Origin of the sequence: Paenibacillus sp. FSL E2-0201 (assembly GCF_037963325.1) — a bacterium.
GTDB lineage: Bacteria > Bacillota > Bacilli > Paenibacillales > Paenibacillaceae > Paenibacillus_AQ.
Genome location: NZ_CP150154.1, coordinates 3,741,641 through 3,763,615, shown reverse-complemented (window position 1 = coordinate 3,763,615; position 21,975 = coordinate 3,741,641). Strand labels below are relative to the sequence as shown.

23 protein-coding genes are annotated in these 21,975 nt (G+C 43.0%); 15 read left to right on the top strand and 8 right to left on the bottom strand.

Annotated elements, in window-relative coordinates; all coding sequences use genetic code 11:
• Positions 1-7: 7 nt before the first annotated feature.
• The 5 genes from NSU15_RS17025 to NSU15_RS17005 all read left to right on the top strand — a co-directional run bounded on the left by NSU15_RS17025 (position 8) and on the right by NSU15_RS17005 (position 4,255).
• Positions 8-457, top strand: a complete 450-nt coding sequence (locus NSU15_RS17025) for a YlbF family regulator (RefSeq protein ID WP_042128451.1) — start codon at positions 8-10, stop codon at positions 455-457.
• A 165-nt stretch (positions 458-622) separates the two neighbouring features.
• Entirely contained in the window at positions 623-1,393 is a 771-nt protein-coding gene (locus tag NSU15_RS17020; RefSeq protein ID WP_042128449.1) for an NUDIX domain-containing protein, read from the top strand.
• A 30-nt stretch (positions 1,394-1,423) separates the two neighbouring features.
• Positions 1,424-1,963 carry an isochorismatase family cysteine hydrolase gene (locus tag NSU15_RS17015; protein ID WP_042128448.1) on the top strand — a complete coding sequence of 180 codons (540 nt, stop codon included), beginning with the start codon at positions 1,424-1,426 and terminating at the stop codon, positions 1,961-1,963.
• Between the two features lie 52 nt (positions 1,964-2,015).
• The gene (locus NSU15_RS17010) at positions 2,016-3,467 is read left to right on the top strand and encodes a nicotinate phosphoribosyltransferase (RefSeq protein WP_076283476.1); all 1,452 of its coding nucleotides are present in this window, start codon (positions 2,016-2,018) and stop codon (positions 3,465-3,467) included.
• A 101-nt stretch (positions 3,468-3,568) separates the two neighbouring features.
• Positions 3,569-4,255, top strand: a complete 687-nt coding sequence (locus NSU15_RS17005; protein ID WP_339286856.1) for a DUF6273 domain-containing protein — start codon at positions 3,569-3,571, stop codon at positions 4,253-4,255.
• 113 nt (positions 4,256-4,368) lie between these two features.
• Here the strand turns inward: NSU15_RS17005 and NSU15_RS17000 are convergent, their stop codons facing one another.
• Positions 4,369-5,712 carry an amino acid permease gene (locus tag NSU15_RS17000; RefSeq protein ID WP_042128446.1) on the bottom strand — a complete coding sequence of 448 codons (1,344 nt, stop codon included), beginning with the start codon at positions 5,710-5,712 and terminating at the stop codon, positions 4,369-4,371.
• A 686-nt stretch (positions 5,713-6,398) separates the two neighbouring features.
• Here NSU15_RS17000 and NSU15_RS16995 point away from each other — a divergent pair.
• The 7 genes from NSU15_RS16995 (at position 6,399) to NSU15_RS16965 (ending at position 13,479) form a co-directional block, all read left to right on the top strand.
• The gene (locus NSU15_RS16995) at positions 6,399-6,851 is read left to right on the top strand and encodes a hypothetical protein (protein ID WP_042128444.1); all 453 of its coding nucleotides are present in this window, start codon (positions 6,399-6,401) and stop codon (positions 6,849-6,851) included.
• A 289-nt stretch (positions 6,852-7,140) separates the two neighbouring features.
• On the top strand, positions 7,141-8,025 hold the full coding sequence (locus NSU15_RS16990; RefSeq protein ID WP_042128442.1) for a cation diffusion facilitator family transporter: 885 nt from the start codon (positions 7,141-7,143) through the stop codon (positions 8,023-8,025).
• Between the two features lie 214 nt (positions 8,026-8,239).
• A complete protein-coding gene (locus NSU15_RS16985; RefSeq protein ID WP_212567867.1) occupies positions 8,240-8,362 on the top strand; it encodes a YjcZ family sporulation protein in 123 nt (40 codons plus the stop codon).
• 336 nt (positions 8,363-8,698) lie between these two features.
• On the top strand, positions 8,699-8,986 hold the full coding sequence (locus NSU15_RS16980) for a YolD-like family protein (protein WP_170880276.1): 288 nt from the start codon (positions 8,699-8,701) through the stop codon (positions 8,984-8,986).
• A 368-nt stretch (positions 8,987-9,354) separates the two neighbouring features.
• Entirely contained in the window at positions 9,355-10,365 is a 1,011-nt protein-coding gene (locus NSU15_RS16975; protein WP_042128438.1) for a 2-oxoacid:acceptor oxidoreductase family protein, read from the top strand.
• A gap of 25 nt (positions 10,366-10,390) precedes the next feature.
• Positions 10,391-12,697, top strand: coding sequence for a thiamine pyrophosphate-dependent enzyme (locus NSU15_RS16970; protein ID WP_042128436.1), 2,307 nt, complete (start codon positions 10,391-10,393; stop codon positions 12,695-12,697).
• Positions 12,698-12,774: 77 nt separating this feature from the next.
• Positions 12,775-13,479, top strand: coding sequence for a hypothetical protein (locus NSU15_RS16965; RefSeq protein ID WP_042128434.1), 705 nt, complete (start codon positions 12,775-12,777; stop codon positions 13,477-13,479).
• Between the two features lie 161 nt (positions 13,480-13,640).
• On the opposite strand, the gene NSU15_RS16960 is transcribed toward NSU15_RS16965, so the two are convergent.
• From NSU15_RS16960 to NSU15_RS16935, 6 genes are all read right to left on the bottom strand, one after another.
• The gene (locus tag NSU15_RS16960) at positions 13,641-14,459 is read right to left on the bottom strand and encodes an ABC transporter permease (protein WP_339286854.1); all 819 of its coding nucleotides are present in this window, start codon (positions 14,457-14,459) and stop codon (positions 13,641-13,643) included.
• The gene (locus NSU15_RS16955) at positions 14,456-15,475 is read right to left on the bottom strand and encodes an ABC transporter ATP-binding protein (RefSeq protein WP_339286852.1); all 1,020 of its coding nucleotides are present in this window, start codon (positions 15,473-15,475) and stop codon (positions 14,456-14,458) included. Before NSU15_RS16955 ends, NSU15_RS16960 begins: the two co-directional genes overlap by 4 nt.
• Before the next feature lie 22 nt (positions 15,476-15,497).
• Positions 15,498-16,295, bottom strand: a complete 798-nt coding sequence (locus NSU15_RS16950; protein WP_076118788.1) for an ABC transporter permease — start codon at positions 16,293-16,295, stop codon at positions 15,498-15,500.
• Positions 16,296-16,319: 24 nt separating this feature from the next.
• Positions 16,320-17,357, bottom strand: a complete 1,038-nt coding sequence (locus NSU15_RS16945) for a metalloregulator ArsR/SmtB family transcription factor (protein ID WP_076118786.1) — start codon at positions 17,355-17,357, stop codon at positions 16,320-16,322.
• A gap of 188 nt (positions 17,358-17,545) precedes the next feature.
• Positions 17,546-17,758 (bottom strand): hypothetical protein, encoded by a 213-nt coding sequence (locus NSU15_RS16940; RefSeq protein ID WP_076118784.1) that lies wholly within the window; start codon positions 17,756-17,758, stop codon positions 17,546-17,548.
• Positions 17,759-17,857: 99 nt separating this feature from the next.
• Entirely contained in the window at positions 17,858-18,370 is a 513-nt protein-coding gene (locus tag NSU15_RS16935) for a MogA/MoaB family molybdenum cofactor biosynthesis protein (protein WP_339286850.1), read from the bottom strand.
• 172 nt (positions 18,371-18,542) lie between these two features.
• Here NSU15_RS16935 and NSU15_RS16930 point away from each other — a divergent pair, with 172 nt between their 5' ends.
• The 3 genes from NSU15_RS16930 (at position 18,543) to NSU15_RS16920 (ending at position 20,715) form a co-directional block, all read left to right on the top strand.
• The gene (locus tag NSU15_RS16930) at positions 18,543-19,568 is read left to right on the top strand and encodes a GTP-binding protein (RefSeq protein WP_076118782.1); all 1,026 of its coding nucleotides are present in this window, start codon (positions 18,543-18,545) and stop codon (positions 19,566-19,568) included.
• A gap of 94 nt (positions 19,569-19,662) precedes the next feature.
• On the top strand, positions 19,663-20,010 hold the full coding sequence (locus tag NSU15_RS16925) for a four-helix bundle copper-binding protein (RefSeq protein ID WP_042128424.1): 348 nt from the start codon (positions 19,663-19,665) through the stop codon (positions 20,008-20,010).
• A 240-nt stretch (positions 20,011-20,250) separates the two neighbouring features.
• Entirely contained in the window at positions 20,251-20,715 is a 465-nt protein-coding gene (locus NSU15_RS16920; RefSeq protein WP_042128422.1) for a hypothetical protein, read from the top strand.
• Here the strand turns inward: NSU15_RS16920 and NSU15_RS16915 are convergent.
• A complete protein-coding gene (locus NSU15_RS16915; RefSeq protein WP_339286848.1) occupies positions 20,692-21,945 on the bottom strand; it encodes a winged helix DNA-binding domain-containing protein in 1,254 nt (417 codons plus the stop codon). The genes NSU15_RS16920 and NSU15_RS16915 overlap by 24 nt on opposite strands.
• Positions 21,946-21,975: the final 30 nt, after the last annotated feature.

Below are 21,975 nucleotides of genomic sequence, written 5' to 3'. Positions count from 1 at the left end.
ATGGCTTGTGAGTACAGAGGAACAACGTTTGAATAAATATGGAATGAAGACTTATAATACCCGTGACTTAATTGTACGCGAGGATATTATGGGCAAAGCTAAAGAACTTGCTACATTAATTTCAACTAGTGAAGAGGTAAAGCATTTTCAACAGGCAGAACAAAAAATCTTGAACCACGAGCGGGTACAAAGCCTGATCGCCACGATTAAGAAAAAGCAGAAGGAGATTGTTGCCTTCGAAAGCTTTAATAATAAAGATATGGTAGCTAAGATCGAGCGTGAAATTGAAGTGTTGCAGGATGAAATTGACGGCATTCCAGTCGTGAACGAATTTCAGCAGAGCCAGAGTGACATCAATTATCTACTCCAGCTTGTAATTTCCGTGATTAGAGATACTGTTTCGGAAAAAATTAATGTGGAAGCCGGCACCGAAGCGCCTCCGACCACATGCGGATAACCCACACTCAGTTAAGGGGGCGGATGCAGATCCGCCCCCTTAAGTTTCACACTATACATAATCCTTATCTTTCTATGTCCAGCTGTTGATTTTAGAAGTTAAGGTTTGGTACATTTAAAGATACGAATCAGTAAAATTATAGCTTCGGAAAAGGATGGGGCAAATATGAGCGAAAATGGGGAACAAACCTATAACGCCAAAAAATATCGTACACCGGACGGAGTTCCGGCTGACATCGTAATGTTTACACTGACCAAACGCGAACGTAAGACGGTCACAAAGACACTTCCCTTACGTGAGCTTAAAGTCATGTTAATTCGACGGAAGAAATGGCCATGTGCTGGAATGTGGGCTCTCCCTGGCGGTTTCTGTCAGGAGGATGAGTCCATTTATGCTGCCGCTACTCGTGAGCTCAAAGAAGAGACTGGTGTAGATGGCGGTCATTTGGAATATCTGGGCGTTTACAGTACACCTGGTCGCGACCCTCGCGGTTGGATTATCAGTCATGCCTTTTTCGCCTTGGTGGAGGAATGGATGCTGGAGCAAAGACAAGCTTCGGATGATGCTGGCGAGGTAGGGTTATTTACGTTGCAGGAAGCGCTTGAAGAGCTGGAGCTCGCTTTTGACCACCATGATATCATCAAGGATGCATATTTGCGTATTCAACAACAAATGCTGCAAACTACGATTGCAAGACAGTTTTTACCTAGGCATTTTACCCTTAGTGAGCTCTATCAGGTGATACAAACGGTAGTGCCGGAATTTAAGGAACCGAATTTTATCCGTAAAATCACTTCAACACGTAGTCGTCAGGGTATATTAAAAGAAGTAAGAGACGAAGAGGGAAATGCGCTTAGTTCAAATCAATACTCCCAGCGTCCAGCTCAGCTCTATATGTTCACAGATCATGAGCCTTTGTTATCCATTTATACGTAGTGGCTTAAATCAGGAGAGGGGATTAATCTCATGAGAGCACTAATAGTGATCGACTTTACTAATGATTTTGTTAATGGAAATCTACCTGTTGGTCAGCCAGCCGTAGATATCGAGCCTAGGATCAGCCAGTTAACTTCAGCGTTTGTACACAGTGGCGATTATGTTGTTATGGCCGTGGATTTGCATGAAGAGAATGACACTTACCATCCGGAGAGCAAGCTATTCCCTCCTCATAATGTACGCGGGAGTGACGGACGAGAGTTGTTCGGAAGCTTGAAGTCGGTATATGAGCAGAATCGCGAATCCATCTATTGGATGGACAAAACGCGCTATAGCGCCTTTAGTGGAACAGATCTGGAGATCAAGCTGCGGGAACGAGGCATTACTGAACTTCATTTAATTGGGGTCTGCACAGATATTTGTGTACTGCACACAGCAGTGGATGCCTATAACAAAGGGTTTGCTATTACAGTGCACGAGGATGCGGTAGCCAGCTTTAATCCCGGTGGACATACTTGGGCATTAGAACATTTCCGGGGAAGTTTAGGAGCAGACGTTGTTAAGGCATAATACTAGAACAGAACATACACATATAGCAGCGTAGATATTAGGAGATGAGGACTTGAGAAGAGAACTTGCGCTACATACGGATAAATATCAGATCAATATGATGTACGCTCACTGGGTGAATGGAACTCATAAACGGAAGGCTGTATTTGAGGCTTATTTCCGTAAGCTACCTTTCGGTAACGGCTATGCTGTGTTCGCAGGTTTAGAGCGTATTGTTGGTTATATCGGCGGCTTGCGGTTTACCGAAGATGATATCCGTTATTTGTCTGAGCAAGAAGAGAACTATGCTCCCGCTTTTTTGGAGGAACTGTTGCAGTTTCATTTTCAGGGAACCGTTCATTCGATGAAAGAAGGCGCTTTGATTTTTCCAGATGAGCCATTAATCCGTGTGGAAGGGACAATTATGGAGGCTCAGCTGGTGGAGACAGCCATTCTGAACTTCATGAACTACCAGACGTTGATCGCTACTAAGGCTTCACGAATTAAGCAGGTGGCTCCGAATGACATCTTGCTGGAGTTCGGTACCCGGCGTGCGCAAGAAGCCGATGCAGCGGTGTGGGGGGCTAGAGCGGCCTATATTGGCGGCTTTGATGCTACTTCCAACATGCTGGCAGGCAAAATGTTTAGTATTCCGACTAAGGGAACACATGCACATTCCTGGGTTCAGAGCTTTGGCAGCGAGCAGGAGGCTTTTGATGCCTATGCTAAGGTGATGCCGGACGAAGTTACGCTATTGGTCGACACCTTCGATACACTCCGTAGTGGGGTGCCTAATGCAATCAATACAGCCAAGAAGCTGGAGGCACAAGGTAAGAAGATGGTCGGTATCCGTTTGGATAGCGGTGACTTGGCATATCTATCCCGTCAAGCGCGTAAGATGTTGGATGATGCTGGCCTGGATTATGTGAAGATAGTCGCTTCCAACGATTTGGATGAGAACACGATCATGGATCTGAAGCTGCAAGGCGCAGCGATTGATACGTGGGGTGTGGGTACACAACTAATCACCGCCTCTGACCAGCCCTCTCTGGGTGGCGTCTATAAGCTGGTGGAAATTGAGTCCGCTACTGGAGAAATGATCCCGACGATCAAGATTTCTTCCAATCCTGAGAAAGTATCTACGCCTGGCAAGAAGGACGTATTCCGGATTATCGGTAAAAATGGCAAAGCGCTTGCGGATTATATCTGCTTTCCAGAAGAGGAAGCTCCACGTAACGGTGCGCGGTTGAAGCTGTTTAATCCGCTGCATCCATACATGCATAAGTATGTCGAGCGTTACGAGGCATTGCCTATGCTAGAACCGATATACGTTAACGGATTCCAAGTGTATACTTTGCCGGATTTGAATGAGGTTCGACGTTATCATCGGGAGCAAAAGGACCTATTCTGGCCGGAGTATCAACGTAAGCTGAATCCTGAGGTGTACCGGGTCAATTTGAGTGAAAAGGTCTGGACTAGCAAGCAGCAATTAATCGCTGAGCATATACGACCGGATATTGAATAGATTTTGCAGGATTAATTCTGTCAACAATGTTAACGCGGGAGAGTGATATACCCGCGTTTTTTTTGTTTTTTCAGAGGCTTGTAAATAAGGAGGAGAACTTAATGGAAAAGGGGAAGCTTGCTTTAGCGCTGAACAGAAACGTTAAACTAGGCCAAATCATTACTTTCGGCACGTATTCACAATCAAAGGATGGTAAAGCACTGCCGATTGAATGGCGTGTTCTCCATAACTCTGGTAGTGAACTGATTGTTTTGAGTGAATATATTTTGGACTGCAAGAGATATCAAGGCAAGAGCGCAGATATTAAATGGCGTGATTGCGTGGATATTACGTGGCACGACTGTGATTTGCGTGAGTGGCTGAATGATGAATTCTATCACACTGCATTCAATGCTGCTGAGAAGGAATTAATAAAGACGACCTGTTGTACAGACAATGGAGAGGGTGCCCCGGATACAGAGGATAACGTTTTTTTGCTTAGTGTGGATGAGATAAAGGCATACTCTGAGATACACGGCAAAGAGCTGCGCCGTGCCGTTGGAACGGACTTTGCCAAAATGAAAAAAACTGATGGATGCAGCTTATACGTGTATGATAAAACGGATAAAGAGAACTATATAATCAAAGACGGCGAGGAGGTTGGCTGTTCTTGGTGGTGGCTGCGTACACAAGGAAACAAACCTTCACGTGCGTTTTTTATCGGACCTGGCTGCAGTATTCGCAGCTATGCAAATGTAAGTGTAGCTCGTGACGGTGTGCGCCCAGCAATAGTAATTAATCTTCCATGATTAAGGATAACTGCCCTAGAGTGGCATCAATAAAAAGGTGTATCCCTTGATCTTCACATTAGTGAAGAGAAGGGATACACCTTTTTGTGATAAATCAGTCCGAGTTAAAAATTTTAGTTCTTTTTCTTGAATTTTAAGAACGACCAAATCGTAAGCATCAACACGACTGCCAGACACGTACCTATACTGATACGGTTCTGAGCATCGAAGAGGAAGGAAACCGCGATTACCGCTAAACAAGCAAGTGTTAGAACGGTTATATAAGGGAATCCCCATACCTTAAAGGTGGGTTCTTTCGGATAGGACTTTCTCAGTTTAAGTTGTGACATACAAATGCTGATCCATACGAGAATAACCACAAAGCCTGGAACAGCCATTAGTAAACGGAACAGGCCATCTTGCGCGAAGTACGCTAGCATGGATCCAATAACAAGAACAACAGCACAGAGCTTCAGACTGTTGATCGGTACACCTTTTGCAGAGGTTTTAGCTAAGCTGCGTGGTGCTTCGCCCTGTGATGCCATAGAGTGTAGCATCCGGGTGGCGCCATAGATACCAGAATTGGCAGCAGAGAGCACTGCTGTAATCAGAATGAAGTTCATGACGTGATCGGCACCCTTAAGTCCTGTAGCGGCTAACACTTGAACAAACGGGCTTGTATGCTCATTCAGTTGATTCCAGGGTATTAAGCCACAGATGACTAAAATCGGTAATGTATAGAACAGAATAACGCGTAGAATGAAGCTTTTAACAACCTTAGGTAAGACCTTTTCTGCATCCTGTGTCTCCGTCAGGGTAAGTCCGATTAACTCAGACCCGCCGTATGAGAACATAACGACAAGAAGGGCAGAGAAGATGGGGGCCCAGCCTCTTGGGAGAAATCCACCATAATCCGTAAAGTTGTGTAAGTAAGGAGTAGCCTCAGACATTGGTAACAGTCCGAAAATTAATGAGCTTCCTAAGATAATGAAGATGATGATCATAGCGATTTTGATTCCGGCTAACCAAAACTCCGTCTCTCCATAACCACCTACACTCATCATGTTGATGCCGATAATCAAAGCTCCACTTGCAAGACTAAGCAGCCATAATGGAACATCTGGTAACCAGTATTGCAAGAAGCTGCCTGCTGCCAGCACTTCAATCACACAGACGGTCAACCACATGAAGCAATATAACCAGCCCACGATAAAGGAGAGCCGTTCTCCAAAAGCCTCACGAATGAAGTCCTTCATGTTCCTATTCGGGTAAACCGTAGCCATTTCCGCTATGGCCCCCATGACCACTAAAAGTAGCAAACCTGCTAAAACATAAGTAAGAATAACCGCAGGTCCAGCAATACTTATGGTCTCAGAACTTCCTTTAAAAATCCCCGTACCGATTACTCCGCCCATCGCCATAAAGCTGATATGCCGAGGAAGCAATTTCTTCTGTAATGATGCTTCGTTTGACTTCACAATTAATGCCTCCTAAGCTGTCTTCGAAAAATTACACCAAGCATCAGTTTATCCTGAAACGGACTAGTTGAAAAGTAAAAATAACACATATTTTTTTGCATAAGGGTGACTTTTCACTCGAGTGTGATATTTAACATGTAGAATATGATAAATATTCGTTATAAAATAAGAAGAAATTTTAAGTTTTACACTCTTTACCCCATATTTAATCCATTCATGAATAAATCGATTTTTTCTGAAGCTTCTTTTCTTCCTTTCATGGTCACGTGTAAATAAGCCTTTTTACTAATGCATTGCTATGTCCAAAACGTTTATGAATCATTTCTATGTCAACTCCGATTTCTGCTAATAGAGAAACGTGTGTGCTATAGAATACATATACATAATGTTCCAAATGAATTAATCTATTCACATGAATAATGAAAACTATCAGTACAGAAATACATACTTTTCTGTGGGGAATCCAGCAATTCTATGGATCACAATACTGGGCTTGTTGCTACTAGGATTTGTTTTGCTTTATTTGATTCAGAAATATCGAAAGAAGAGAAAATGAGAAGTCATGAGTAGTTATTCAAAGTATTGGAGAATGATAGAGAACATACAATGAGTAACCAGACTAGTGTCGGAGGTGTGCTTGTTCACCTTGAAATATACTTAACCAATTAATAATTTGGGAGGGTATTATGATGAGTTATGGATTTCAATTTTCGTTGAAAGGCCTTTTATTGTACGCATTACAGCTGCTTCCTAATATAATCTGGATGTTAATGCCTCCAGCAAATAATGTGCTTACTGAAAACAGTTCCGTCTATAAAATATTGAATATTATAGAAGGAATGTTTGGAGTCTTGACGGTTATTCTTATGATTGTTCTGATAAACAAAGGCGAAGGAAGTAACAGCAACCTTTACATCGGACTGGCAATAATGTTTTTGGCAGCTTATTATATTTCTTGGGTTTTCTATTATAATGGGGTGGTTGCTCCATGGTTACTGATATTAGGAATTGCATGCATGCCGCCTTTGTATTTCTTTTTCGTCGGACTTTGGATGAAAAACTATGTTCTCCTCGTTCCTTGTGCTATTTTTGGAATCACCCATATTTTGATTACTACCATGAATTATTTGAGACCGTAAATTATACTTATGAAAACTGTGACCATACCTGATTCGTTCGTCAGGAATTAGTTTGAAATAAAGCATACATAAAATAACCCGCTGGGCTTTTGCCTGACGGGTTTCTTCTTGTTTATACATTGAACTCCGTAATTTAGATTTCGTAGATGGTAGTGTTTTTTTCTTGCACTATGGAAAGACTTTAAAGCAGGATATACTATCTTGTAGATTTGCAATAAGGTTGCTGTAGACCCACACGATATCCGTCTACTAAGTTATTATTTATATCAGAAAAAAGGTTGTGAAGCTCTTGAATGGTTCGAAAGTTGCTTTCCTATCTGTACTTAGCAACACATTTGTCGTTCTTCTAAAACTCATTGTAGGCATTGTTACAGGTTCTGTGGCAGTTATTTCGGAAGCGATCCATTCTACCTTAGATTTAGTAGCCTCGTTAATAGCATTCTTTTCGGTCCGAATATCGAGCCGTTCTGCGGATAAAACACACCCTTATGGGCACGGCAAGGTGGAGAATATTTCAGGGACGATTGAAACCTTACTTATTTTTGTAGCAGGAATATGGATTATTTATGAGTGCATCCATAAAATATTGAATCCAACCGACATCGAGCTTCCCTATTTGGGAATCATTGTGATGGTGGTCGGGGCAGGACTCAATTATGTCGTTTCCCGAAAGGTTAAGAAGAAGGCAGATGAACTCCATTCTGTTGCAATGAAATCTAATGCCCTGCATCTCCTGACTGATGTTTTCACATCTTTGGGCGTAGCGGCTAGTTTATTATTGGTCACCATTACTGGATGGACAATATTGGACCCAATTATCGGAATTATTTTAGCTTGTTATATTATGAGTGAAGCCTACAAGCTCCTCAAGGAATCCTTTCCGCCTTTGCTGGACGCACGACTAACTGATGAAGAGGAAATCGAGATCTTACGTATCATTGAAGTATTTAAAGAAAGATTTATCGAAATTCATGATTTTCGTACCCGTCGATCTGGTCCGGAAGAATATGTGGATTTCCACCTTGTCATCCCTTCCTCGATGGATATCAGTACGGCTCATAAAATATGCGATGAAATTGAACATGCCATTAAAATAGCTTTCAAACATGCTCAGGTGTTAATACATGTTGAACCAGAGGAAGAGCTGTTAAAAAATCAACCACAGACGCATTAAGTAGGTGATGAAAATCTTGTGAGCAATAGAGAGATAGTCCAGAATCGTCCGAGTTGACTGAGATAGAAGCGTCCTGTCAACCTTAGAAGGAGGAGGTGCATGAAAGGTCTGATTTAGATCCTTTGGTGGATAGACATCTAGTTACCCATTTACCCAAGCGCTATAGGGGGATTGCATATCCTAAGATGTACTCAAATGCAGAGGAGGAATTATAATGAGCGAAAATGTTGCTGGTGTTGGATATGGAGGCGGTATCGGAGGTGCCTTTACATCTACTGGTGCAATCTTAGTATTGTTTATCCTCCTTGTAATTATTTCTAAGACAATCCTGCTATAAGATGTTAGCGGAAGTCTGAGGTGTTTAATCCGTCAGCCCAAACTGCTGACGGATTTTTTTTACATTGATTTAAGAACGTATGTTTGGTTATAATGAAAACGAATGTTCTTATTCTGGAGGCTGAATATGCTCAGTAACACGGCACGGAAGACTCCTGAGACAGCGATTATAGTTGAAGGTAGGGAAAGGCTGAACCCGTGATTCAAAAGGGTCCAGACAGTGACATATTAGATACAGTGAGGCATGGACGGCAGTAGCACTGATTACTGGACGATGAAATAGGGGAGTTTCATGGCTGGAAAACTCGAAGATAATGGACTAAGGGAGGGGAGCCGAATGATTATACCAGAGCATAAACAGTGTATTCTTTCTGATTCGCGGAATGAGATTCGTAGCGAACTTAATCTAGATCCTCAAGTGTTAGCTGAGATATCTCAGGTACTAGCTCAATCAATGGAGGATCATAGTCCGATAACACTCACACTATTTGACCAAGTTAAAGATAAAGAAATACGTGGTATTGTAATGCGAGTAGATCAAAAATTACAGCAGATTAAATTGAGAACAAGTGATGATGGTTGGGAATGGGTTGAAATAGTTGATGTTATAGGAGCTTTTACATAGTAAAGCCTCAGGGTAATCCTGAGGCTTTTTCTTATTTAAGAATGTACTTACCCTAACCCGGAAACTATATCCCATCCACCGTTTTAAGGGAGAGAATCTTTTCATTAGAATATTTCCTGTAATTCTGAACGGCTCTTTTGATACTCAGGAAAACTTCCTTTACCATAAACGGGAAGAGGTTATTGATAGTTTCAAATGTGGAATGTGATGAATTTAACATCTTAATTTTTAATTTTATTGCTAAATATGCTTAGGTAACACATGGAAAATGCAAGATTTGTCACTTCGCAACTTGCAAAATCAAGATACAATCGTTGAAAAAGTCAAAAGGATATTATACTGATGACATTCTGAAAGGGGCTATGTCGGTGGTACAGTTACCAAAAGTGAACGAACTCGGTTTTTTTGAGATTCGTCTGGAATCAATTGGAGGGCTAGGCGCGAACTTAGCTGGTAAAATGCTTGCAGAAGCAGGCGTTGTCGGTGCTGGAATGAATGGAGTGAGCTTTTCATCCTATGGTTCTGAGAAAAAGGGATCAGCGGTAAAAGCGCATATCCGTTTTTGTGATTTGAATACGCATATTCGTGACACTTCACCGGTAGAACGACCTCATGTCGTAGGTATATTCCACGAAGCGTTGGCAAAGACCGTCAACGTAACTAGCGGAATTTATGATCATAGCACAGTGCTAGTGAACTCAGCCAAGTCACCGGAGGATTTGAAGGCTTCTTTAAATATGATGGCAGGAACCATAGCTGTTGTTGATGCCACAACGATCGCATTAGATGAGAAGAACCGTGTAAACATGGCAATGTTAGGCGCATTATTCCGGATGTGTGATTTCTTGGATCCTGAAATTATGAAGGGTGTTATCGAGAAATCTCTTGGCAAAAAATATCCGCAGGCTGTTCAATCCGCACTAACTACTTTCGAACGTGGATTTAATGAAGTTACTTTCATGCATTTCCCTTTGCCTGAAGGTGCGGTTATGCCTGAGTTCGTCCGGTCCGATATTTCGGCCTTAGGTTATGAGACACAGCCTATTGGCGGTACCATTACGAATCCTGGCAGCAGCTTTTTAAAGAATCTCAGCATTTCAAGATCCGGTTTATTACCTCATTTTAAATTAGATGATTGTATTCATTGTGCACAGTGCGATACGGTATGCCCTGATTTATGTTTTGTTTGGGAGGAGCAGCCTGATAAGAAGGGGCGTCCGCAAATGTTCCTGCAAGGCATTGATTATCAATACTGTAAAGGCTGTTTAAAATGCGTAGAAGCTTGTCCTACAACGGCTTTGTCTGGCGAACGCGAGGAAGATGGCTATGCAGAAAGTCATACTGTCCGGCATATTTTTGATCTCGTTACCGAGGCCTAATTAACGATGGAAAGGTGGAACACACGTGGCTATAGATTATGAAAAAGAAGTAGGCTCAAAGAAAGTAGAGCAGAAATTCCTATATGAATCCGGCAATGAAATGGCGGCTTATGCTGCCCATCAAATAAATTATCATGTCATGGGTTATTTTCCGATCTCCCCATCGACAGAAGTGGCTCAATTTCTAGATACGATGAAAGCGAACGGTCAGCATGATATTATGCTCATTCCATCAGATGGTGAACATAGCTCTGCAGGAATCTGTTATGGAGCTTCGACGGCTGGTGGACGTGTATTTAATGCAACCAGCGCCCAAGGCTATATGTTCATGCTAGAGCAATTGCCGGTACAAGCTGGTACACGGATGCCTATGGTTATGAATTTGATCTGCCGCTCGATTTCCGGTCCGCTTAATATTCACGGTGACCATTCTGATTTGTATTTTGCGCTAAATACGGGCTGGCCGATTCTAATGTGCCGTGATCCACAATCTGTTTATGATATGAACCTGATGGCATTAAAGCTAGCTGAGCACGCCAAAGTGAGGCTTCCAGTAATGGTAGCATCAGACGGATATTTTACTTCTCACCAGAAACGCCGCGTACAAGCATTTACTCACCGTGAGGATGTTCACAAATTTGTCGGACCACAACCTCCGGCAGGCTTTACGGATACACTGGACCGCAATAATCCGGTTACCGTAGGTCCTTACATGAACGAACCTGATTATATCAACAACCGTTATCAGCAGTCGGTAGCGATGTACAATGCGGGTGAAGTCTTCGAAGAAATTGCTAAAGAATTCGCTGAATTGACCGGACGCCACTATCCAATGATCGAAGAGTATCGGATGGAAGATGCAGAAGTAGCCGTGTTCTTGATGAACTCAGCGTCAGAGATCATTAAAGATGTGGTAGACCAGCTTCGCTTGCAAGGGATCAAAGCAGGTGCAATCTCACCGAATATGATTCGACCTTTCCCCCAGAAGCAAATGGCTGAAGCGCTGAAGCATGTTAAGGCAATCACTGTAGGCGATCGCGCGGATTCGGTTGGCGGTCACGGCGGTAATATGGTAAATGAGATTAAGGCAGCCTTGTTCACCTACGGTAACACTACTACAAAGGTTATTAGCCGTATTTACGGGTTGGGCGGTAAGGACTTCTATGCAGAAGATGGTCATGCGTTCTTCCAATTGGCTTTGGATGCCGTTGCTGCAGACCGTGTTGAAGTTCCGTTTGACTACTATGGTCACAATCCAGGTACTCCGGACAAAGCGCCACAGCGTCTATTGAAGCCGATGGACTTTGATTCGCTGAAGTCAGGATTAATTACGGTAAAACAGGATGAAGCAACAGGAAAATTAAGTGTGCGGATACCCCCACTGCGGAGCTTGACGAAGAAACCTAAGCGGCTGGCACCAGGTCATGGCGCATGTCCGGGCTGTGGGATTTTCTCAGGTCTGGAGACGTTCTTCAAAGGCATTGAAGGGGATATCGTAGCGCTTTATCACACAGGTTGTGCGATGGTAACGACTACGGGCTATCCATATTCTTCTCATAAATCTACCTTTATTCATAACCTGTTCCAAAACGGTGCAGCTACCTTATCCGGTGTCGTAGAAATGTTCTGGGAACGCAAACGCCGTGGTGAATTGGACGGACTGGGGCTTCAAGACGACTTTACCTTTGTAATGGTAACTGGTGATGGCGGTATGGACATCGGAATGGGGCCGGCGATTGGGGCTGCACTACGCGGTCACAAAATGATTATCGTAGAGTACGATAACGAAGGTTACATGAACACAGGTGCTCAGCAGTCCTATTCCACACCACTGGGTCACCGTACCTCTACATCCAGCATAGGTAAGAATCAGCAAGGTAAAGTTACGCAGCATAAGGATACTGCACAAATCATGGCAGCTACTAACATTCCATATGTCTTTACAGGTTCTGAAGCTTACCCGCAGGATCTTGTGAAGAAAGCGGCAAAAGCACAATGGTATGCTCAGAACGAAGGACTTGTGTACGGTAAAATATTGATCGCATGCCCGCTGAACTGGATGTCTGAAGATAAAGAAGGCACCAACATCGTTTCGTTGGCTGTTGAATCTTGTTTCTTCCCTCTATATGAAGTGGAGCACGGTTCTACGAATATTACGTACAATCCAGAGGATAAAGGCAAACGCGTTGAGCTCTCAGCTTGGTTGAAGACAATGGGTAAAACCCGTCATTTACTGAAGCCTGAGAATGAACCAGCTTTACGCAGCTTTGAGGCAGAAGTGGAGCGTCGCTGGAATCGTCTGAAAGCAAAACATGAGCATCCTGATTTGTAAGAGATAATGATAAATAACCCGGCAGATTCGTCTGCCGGGTTATTTGTATATAATGGTAGTAGGGAGGGATGATTCTATTGAGCTGGATTCTATGGATATGCTTTTTTGTTTCATTACTATTGTCTTATGTTGATCAGCGAAAGACATTGAAGCTAAAAGACTGGATGATCATAATAGGGGCGTTTTTACTTTGTGAGTTCTACGTCAATTTATTTGGGTTACTGATTCCTGTTGGTTTTATCATTGGATTGATTGTTATGAATAAAAAGAAAACATTTCTTTACTCAAAAGCACTACTATTTGGTTTGATTAGTGTTTGTGTTATTTTTTATGGCCCTAAGATTAGTTTGAATGAAATCCATGAGCTAACGAAGGCTAATAAATATACTGAGCAATTTAATAAGATTAAATCCGTCTCACAATTTTCCGTCGAATCAGATATTAATGATGTACTCTCGACGTCAGCAAATCATTTAAAAGATAAAAATCCAAACTCAGAAATTCCTGTAGACGACCCTCATGTAGCCTTCAGTATATGGGTTCTCCAGCATAGAAATGTAGCTCTTAAAGATTTAGATTGGTTATGGTATAAAGCTCCTTTAGAATTAAATTATTATTGGCAAATTAATCGTCCCGATCCATTGGTTACTCTTGAATATGTTGTTTTTAATGAGGTTGGATACATGGGTGTTTTTGAAAGAGAGAATACGACTAGTCCTTACTATTTACGGAAGATTTTTGAGTTTGATCGGTTGAAAACAAATAACCCACAAATCCCTTGATCATTTAAAAATGGAGGTTTTTCACTAAATTACGTCTAATGAATGGGTATTTGCGCGTACAAAGTGGTTATCGGACTCCAGAGCACTTAGTTATTAGCATGGAAAACAACAAAAAAGGCTGTGAGATTGGAATAATCCATACTCTCCTGTCACTTGATAGGTTAGAACAAATTCCAGTTTCCTTTAACCCTAGCATGTTGTTCTGCCCTAAGCAAAAGATAGCGGGTACAAATAACAAGCCCTACACTACCCACAATTAATGCTCCTAGAGCCAACCACCAGGTGAACCCTATATTATCGTACAAAGCTCCCCGCACGAGAACTAGGCTATAGGTAACCGGAAAGAGAAGTGATAAACCGGTCGCCCATATTGGAAATACCGCTGGAGGAATCCGAACCCCGCCGAACAACTCCATAGGCGCTTGAAAGATGTAATATAACAGACCCGAATCTCGTGAAAATAGCGATATCGCACAGAGCAAAGCTCCCCAAATGACCGCAGAAATCATAATCAATGCTAATATAGGCAGTAAGACCCCCCAATGAATAGATGATACATCCGTTATAAAAAGGAAGGTTAGGCAGGAGAAGGCTGCAAACATCCATATACCGTGAAAAAGAGAGTATAAGGAACGCCCGTACAGAAATGCCATTTTGGAAGCAGGCGTTAAGAATATCATCTCCAATGTGCCGCCTTTGCGTTCCTGTTCGAATAGCCAGGCTGCCTGAACAACCGTCCAATATAATTGGAAGACGAGATAACCACTAAGCAGAAATAACGGAATTCGCCCGTCTGGAATTACCCTGGAGAGCGTGGAGCCTGCTCCGTTTCTAAAGGGCTGCATCGTAAAGTAGGAGGTCAGAAAGGTAAGCGCCGGCCAGAGAAGGAGTGAAAAAAATACTGCATGCCCCTTAACTCGGTTTCGATGCTGCTTCGTGACCTCGGCGCTAAGAGTTAGCCATAAACTGCTTAAGTTCATGAGACCCTTCCTTCCGAAAGAAGGATGATAGCATCTTCCAATGTAGGCTTCTCAGTAGCGAATCCAGTAATGCTTAAGCCGTGCTCAGTAGTCCATGGTAGTAGTTCAGTAATCATGCGATCTGCGGAGGGAGTCATTACTGAGATTCGATGTGGCTCATCTGTACGTAGAGCTATTACTCCTTCAGCTTCAGCTTTGATAAGCTCTGCAGGGTGTACAAGCGTTCTTAGATGCTTCAAAAGCTTGGGACGTAGTGATTCACTCCAACCCGTTACATCCAAATGTGCAGTTTGTGAACCAGCGACTTGACGGACAATATGTTCCGGCTTGTCACAGAGCAGCAGTTCTCCACGATTTAGTACATAGACACGGTCACACAGCTCTTCGACCTCCTGCAAATAATGGCTGGTGAGTAGGATGCCTTTACCACTGTCAGATGCAAGTTTCCTCACAGTACTGCGAAGCTGCCTAGCGATTGGTGCATCTAGACCGAGTGTAGGCTCATCAAGGAATAAATATTGTGGATCGTTAATAAGTCCTCTGGCGATTTGCAGACGTTGTTTCATCCCTTTAGAATATTGCTCAACGGGCTGGTCAGCCGCTTCAGTTAGTCCAACTTCTTCTAGTAAACGATTCGATTCTCGTTCGATGTGAGAGGTGCTCATCCCATATAGTTTTCCGAAGTACTGTAAATTTTCTCTACCGGTGAGCCGCCAATATAACATTCGTTCCCCACCAGCAATCATATTTACTTTTTGTTGAATCACTTGTCTATTCTTCGTCATGGCCATTCCATCTACTTCTATATTACCTGAAGTCGGTTCAAGTAGAGTAGAGAGCATGCGGATCGTAGTGGTTTTTCCAGCACCATTTAGGCCAAGAAGACCCACAATTTCTCCAGGGACAATATTCAGAGACAGAGATTTTACTGCGGAGACGGATCTCTTCTCGGAACGGAACCAGCCTTGTCTATGCTTCGTTTCATAAATTTTAGTGACCTCATTCATAGTAATCACTTTGGTTTCACTCCTTCTCATACTAGAATCGTTCGAATAAGCCCCGTTCAACGCGATGATTCGTCCATAGTCCAATGGTTATGTACAGAATGCTTAACAATAAAATCGGGTAAATATCATGAAGTCGGATCAATTCTCCAGTAAGCAACGTCCCCCGGAGGAGTTGAAGCGCATGGGTCAGCGGGAATATTTCACCTACAGTCTGTAATATCTCAGGTAAATACTGCCTTGGAAATTGAAATCCGCATAACAGAGCGGTAATCGTAAATAACGTATTTTGCACAATGAATGTGTCCCGTGTATAGAGCATTATGCTTCCTAGTACTAGAGCCATGGCAAAACAAGATAGTAAATATAGTAAACTTCCCAAGAGGATAGAAAACACATGTACAGAAGGTAAATGTAATCCGGCTAGAAGACCGAATGAGAGGACCACCAGCAACTCGAACCCACTCCGATATAACTGCTGAACTGCATTCCCTAGAAAATAACCGCTCCGACTAGAAGGGGAGAGTAGGAGTGCCTCTAGTGTACCTTCCCGCCATTCGGTAATGAGCGCTCTTGATACATTCATCATCATGCTGACGGAAAAGATGCTGAGTAAACCACCAATGATTACGAAGGTTAAATAGTCATTACTGCCAGCGTAGATTGCGAATTTTGAATCGACATCTCCTTTAATTAAGTAGACATATGAAAAATATGAGATTAGTACGAGATAGGCCCCTTCAATGATGTGTCCGAATGTAAAGGTCCAGGGAAAGGCTCTAAGATTGGCCTTTTGGTTCCTTTTTAGGGTTGCGATAGCGGTATGCCACAAACGAATCTACTCCTTTCAAATATATCATTGTTCCAGATATTGCCTTTGCAGAACGATTAGACTATCAAAGGATTCTTTATGGACTGAATAGAATAAATAGTTTCCCTTACGCTCAGACTTGGTGAATCCAGCTTCAGTAAGCTGCTTTAATTGTTTGGATACTGCAGCCTCAGAGATCCCCAATACTGGCGCAAGCTGTTTCGTACAATGAGGACCTTTCCACAGAATCTTCAAAATACGCATTCGTGTATCATCACTTAAGGCTTTGAGTTGACGCAGCAGGTCGCTTGGTGGACCGTCATTATAAGCTTGACCTGGAATATCGACGGTTAGAGGTAAGAATAAAGTATCCTCGTTCCAGCCAATAAGCAGGTGTGGGAATATAAATGAAGAAGGAAACACAAACACCTGCTGCAAAGTTTCATATGGAAAATAATAAGTATGTGCTTTTTGTGCGGTTAGTGTCCCATTCTCAGCTGAGAGGCGAGGGTGCAGCGTACGTAATGCTTTTTCCGGAGTGCGACTGGCTGAATCTTGAAAATGAGCGGCAGTGGTATTCATCCAAGGCTGGATATAGTCCCATTCCTGACGAAAATAATCTTGTTCATAAGTAATTAATGTTTCGATCAGTAGATTTCGTACACTGCCTAAATTCTCGATCAAAATCTGCATAGGTGCATTGATTAAAGCTCCGGAATTACTGCTATCCGAACCACACAGGGCTTCCACAATCGTACTTAATGTGACTTTTTGGTTCATCATTAGATACACAAATTCCGCATCTGGAAGTTTACACAGCATAGTGATCCCTTGCTTGCAAGAAATGGGGGCACCTGTTTGATCTGGAAGATCTAAGAGTGCTATCCAGCCGTCAGACAACTCTCCTAAGGACAGGATGTCCTGTTGGAGTGCGATAGGCATTGTTTTCTTGAGAGATAGCGCCCACTGCAATCGTTTCGGATGGTGCTCCGGTTGATACAAGACATGCAGACTGCATAATAATTCGTGAAAAGGGCTGACAATCGTTTTAATTTTTCGATTTAATGTTGGGAGTGAGCTCATCTCGTTCCTTTCCGATTAACCGTTTGGTTAATCAAAAACCACTTTCGCGTAAAGTGTTCAAAATTATATGGGCAATGGTCGATATTGTCAAATATTTTCTGCAAAAAAAAGCGAGAGAAGACCCATTGCATTTAGCACGGGGCTGTCTCTCACTTATTGGGGACTTTTAATAGTGTTGTGAAGTAGAGTTATCTTCCGCCTCTTGGCATCATGGAGTTGTCAACAAATACATCTTTAACGGAATAGGTGTAGCAATGACGTGGTACGGGTACACAATGGTGACGTCTAACGATTTCAACAGGATGAATCACATTTACTACTTGTGGGTGGAAGTGATCTTGATAAATGACCTTAGGTGGGTCAGTAACGGTTTGGGCCGGGCATTTTGGACAATCAGACATTTCCTTCAGCTCCTTTTGTGTGTGGACTTACCGTATTATACGCACAGAACAAAAGCCTGCTTGGTTGTTTGTCTATTGTATTTAAAAATGGGTATTAGCTTAACGCTTGTAAATTTCACGCATGACATGGCGAAGTTCGGGGATAATTAACCGTTCAATAGCCAGCTTTACGGCTCCAGTAGAGCCAGGCATCGAGAAGATTGCGGTCTTTCCCATGGTGCCGGCAATGGCTCGACTAAGAATGGCAGCTGAACCGATGTCCTCTGTGAAGCTTAGCATCCGGAAAATCTCACCGAAGCCAGGTAATGTTTTATCTAGCAAAGAGGCAACAGCTTCATAGGTCGTATCCCGTGGAGAAATCCCTGTTCCACCAGTCAGGAGTACCGTTTCTATTCCGGCATGGTCGACACATTTATACAATAGCTCACGAATATCCTGATAATTGTCTTTTGTAATGGTGCTGCCTATCACTTCATACCCGGCTTCTACGAGCAAAGATTTAATCAAAGCTCCTCCGGTATCTGTTTCGGTAGTCCTGGTGTCCGAGACAGTAATGATATAGCAGGAAACGGTTTGTGGCGCTTCTTTCCGATGTTCTTCAACAGATGACAAATGGCTCAACTCCTAAATTAGAGATGTTTTCATGATAGGGTATGGCTGAAATAAAGACAAGCTGACTTAGACTTACAAAAAGCACCTGGAATTTTCGGTACCGCTTGCGTGCTTCGCGCGCATGTAGTACACTCGCTACACATAACTGTAATTTGCTGGGGAGCGATGAAACATGGAACAGGTCGTACCTGTGTATATATTGTCAGGATTTCTGGGAAGCGGCAAAACAACACTGCTGCAGCGTCTACTAGATCATTGGAAAAATCAAGGTTCACGTCCTGCAGTAGTGATGAATGAACTGGGTGAAGTGAATTTGGATGGATTGCTAGTTGAGCAAACTGTCCCTATGGCAGAACTGCTTGGTGGATGCATATGCTGTTCTATCCGAAGTGATCTCAGTACAGAGCTGGCTACTCTGATCAAGAAGGAGTCTCCAGATGTCGTAGTGATTGAGGCAACAGGCGCCGCGAATCCGCTGGAAATTGTGGATGGCGTAACCGAGATTTCGTTATATCAAAAAGTAGAGCTGAAAAGCTTGATCACCGTCGTTGACGCCGCGCATCTTCTGGAACTGTATCGCGCGCAGCAGGGGCAAACGTATCGTTTGATGCAGGAGCAGATTCGCTGCGCTTCTGTCTTGTTATTAAATAAAATTGACCGTGTAACCGCAGAAGAGGCGGAGGAGGTTAACGCTGTACTGCGGAAATGGAACGCTTATGCACCCATTCTGCCAACTGTACGTTGTGAGGTGGATACGGAGGAACTGCTGCGTGATGCAGGTGGAGTTCTTACAGATGCACAATTGGAAGAGACTGAGGACGCGAGTGTAAGCTCATCACATCATGAAGATGAACACACTACTAGTGGCACACATGCTACTCACGATCATGTTATGGCGTACACACATTATTTTAAACGTCCAGTAAACAGTGAGGAATTCGAACAGTTTGTTAAGGAACTGCCGCGTGATGTTTATCGAGCTAAAGGTATTGTGACCTTTAATGACACTTCCAGCCGGTTTCTTTTCCAATATGCCTATCGTGAAGCTGATTTTATGAAAATTACACCACAAGGCGAAGTGCCTGACGTAGCGGTATTTATCGGTGAACATTTCTCATCTAGCGAGCTGCGCACTAGGCTTCTGGAGATGGAAGGACGTAACTACGTTCGTCCTAGTACAGTTAAGAGAAGCCTATAATCAGATCTCCTTGTCAGAAGTTGTAATGGTTCATTCCTAATCTTGTAGGTTAATAGTATCGCATACCCTATAAAAATACAGGAGGTTTAAGGCTATGACCCGAATTCAATATCAGGAGTGCATTGACGCTTGTTTGGAAAGTATGAATGCCTGTAATTATAGCTATGTCTCAAGCCTAAAAGAATATGATCTTGCTTCTCTACGTGAAAGCATGCGGTTAGATCGTGAATGTGCGGATATTTGTTCTTATGCCGTACAAGCGATGACTCGCCAAAGTCCGTTTGTAGCCGGAATTCTTCGTCTGTGTGCCGAAATTTGTGAAGCCTGTGCAGATGAAAGCAGCAAGCATATACATACACATTGTCAGGAATGTATCGATGCCTGCCGTAGATGTGCTGAGGCGTGCCGTTTGATTAGCGATGCGGTTGAAGTATACGCGTAAGATTGTATACTCAAACTAACTATATATAAGCAAATGACCAGACCATTGCTGTGGATGTACAGCATGGTCTGTTTTTCTTTTTAGCACAAGGTTAGATTTATTTTTGTTTCTTGAAGAGGAAATATGTAGTGAACTGGAGAATTAACAGTAGATGTGAAGCGAACATAAACTTCTCCAAATCACCTGGATAATATCAGTTTATTATAGCTCTGGCAGACCGTACAGAAGTGGAGGGGAAAGATGAAGCATACACAAGTACCAGAGAGTGAACAATCAAAGGAGTTATTTGCATATTTTGGACTGGCAGTTTATTATGGTCAAGCCCTAGAACAACAGTTGACCAATTTGTTATTGCTCACCAAATTATCTCAAGGCAAAGCGCCCACAGAAGCAGACCTGACGGATCTGTATCAGCGAAAACTCAGCAATTCACTCGGTCAACTCATCAAAGAAATCCAGCATCACTTTCCTTTCTCAGAGCAAGAAACCGCTCAGCTAGAAGAAGTGTGGAAACAGCGAAACCATATTGTTCACGATTATTTCAAGGAACGGATACAAGAAACGTTTACCCCCGCTGGAAGGGCAAAAATGATCGAGGAGTTAAAACGATTCAAAAATAAAGCTAGAAGGCTTGAAATCAAATTACAAGGTTATTGCACAGAAATGTTCACGAAGCTGGGGTTAGAAGAGGAGAAGTTGTTCTAATAACCCTTCTAATCCGCAGCCCTCTACAACCTCCGGTCTAAATTGAATCTTAGAAGCTCTAACGCAGCGTGAGAGTGCAGATAAAGCTTCGCCTAATGCCGGAAGCATCTCTGGCGTTAGGTGCTCACCCGGTTCCCACCACCAATTCACAATGTTCAATGTTTGGCTCTTCTTATCCATCACCGGTTCAAATCTCCCAATTAAACGATCATTATACAATAAAGGCAGTACATAATAACCATACTCCCGTTCCAAGGCGGGTTTATAGACTTCCCAGCGGTAATGAAATCCGAATAATTGGCGGATTAATTCTCGATCCCATAACAAGTTATCCAGTGGTGCTAATACCGCCGCAAACGAATAATTTGATTGACGCGCATCTTCTTCAGATTCCTGTAGTAATACAGCTTCTAAAGATGGCGCGTCTATGCTACGGATGTAGAGTGGAAGCTTAATACCTTCCACTAGAACTTCCCTGAGACTATCCGCTATTAACAGCCTTTGAATCGCGGCAGTACGTTCTTTGCTCTTCAGACCGGAAATCCCTAGCCAGCCGTCTCCGGATTTATTCCATAACAGTCCGATGCTGCCTATTCTACGCAGCACATACCAATCATGAAATTGTTCATCAGTGGGGTTAGGATCTTCAGTGTTTAAAAGATGATGAGGAAGCAAGCGTTCTGAGAAATCGTAATAACGGCGGGTATGAACACGATGATGAACGACTACTTCACCCCAAAAGTACATACTTTCCAACGCGGCCCGAGTTAACCTAGCTGGAGCCCAAGCCCAATCTACCTTGTCCTTACCATCTAGATCCAGAGAGGAGAGAGGCCCGCGCTTCAATAACTCTTCACGAACCTGCGCTACTGTAACCATTACAGGTTCATTTGCCTGATGGTATGAGGCTGATGCATCTCTTCTGCGTTTAAAAAAAGGCCAGTCCTCTGTACAATAAATGGACATGTTCTTGTCCCAGCCATCTAATAATAGTCTGTCCTGATACAGAAGCTCCTGGGCTTGTTCGGGTGTGAACCCGGGAACTCGTGCTTGGAGAACAAGCTCATGGTTATGGCCTGCGATGTTAAGTGGATCATATTGAATACAACCTACGTGACGGACATAATCATAAATGCTAAGTTTACCGGCAGGAAGTGCACCTTTAGTTAACTTTTGGTGAGCCAGGAGAAAAAGTCGAGCTTGCTTCTTAGATACTGTGTATGTACGCATCAAATGCCCCCTTGACCTTTATGTATTATT

Bases quoted from the DNA above. Each gene is read 5' to 3' on its own strand.
- NSU15_RS16930 (WP_076118782.1), top strand. From the start codon at position 18,543: ATGGAACAGGTCGTACCTGTGTATATATTGTCAGGATTTCTGGGAAGC.
- NSU15_RS16915 (WP_339286848.1), bottom strand. From the start codon at position 21,945: ATGCGTACATACACAGTATCTAAGAAGCAAGCTCGACTTTTTCTCCTG.
- NSU15_RS16940 (WP_076118784.1), bottom strand. From the start codon at position 17,758: ATGTCTGATTGTCCAAAATGCCCGGCCCAAACCGTTACTGACCCACCT.
- NSU15_RS16980 (WP_170880276.1), top strand. From the start codon at position 8,699: ATGATTATACCAGAGCATAAACAGTGTATTCTTTCTGATTCGCGGAAT.
- NSU15_RS16925 (WP_042128424.1), top strand. From the start codon at position 19,663: ATGACCCGAATTCAATATCAGGAGTGCATTGACGCTTGTTTGGAAAGT.
- NSU15_RS16945 (WP_076118786.1), bottom strand. From the start codon at position 17,357: ATGAGCTCACTCCCAACATTAAATCGAAAAATTAAAACGATTGTCAGC.
- NSU15_RS17015 (WP_042128448.1), top strand. From the start codon at position 1,424: ATGAGAGCACTAATAGTGATCGACTTTACTAATGATTTTGTTAATGGA.
- NSU15_RS17005 (WP_339286856.1), top strand. From the start codon at position 3,569: ATGGAAAAGGGGAAGCTTGCTTTAGCGCTGAACAGAAACGTTAAACTA.
- NSU15_RS16995 (WP_042128444.1), top strand. From the start codon at position 6,399: ATGATGAGTTATGGATTTCAATTTTCGTTGAAAGGCCTTTTATTGTAC.
- NSU15_RS16985 (WP_212567867.1), top strand. From the start codon at position 8,240: ATGAGCGAAAATGTTGCTGGTGTTGGATATGGAGGCGGTATCGGAGGT.
- NSU15_RS17020 (WP_042128449.1), top strand. From the start codon at position 623: ATGAGCGAAAATGGGGAACAAACCTATAACGCCAAAAAATATCGTACA.
- NSU15_RS16920 (WP_042128422.1), top strand. From the start codon at position 20,251: ATGAAGCATACACAAGTACCAGAGAGTGAACAATCAAAGGAGTTATTT.
- NSU15_RS16960 (WP_339286854.1), bottom strand. From the start codon at position 14,459: ATGAACTTAAGCAGTTTATGGCTAACTCTTAGCGCCGAGGTCACGAAG.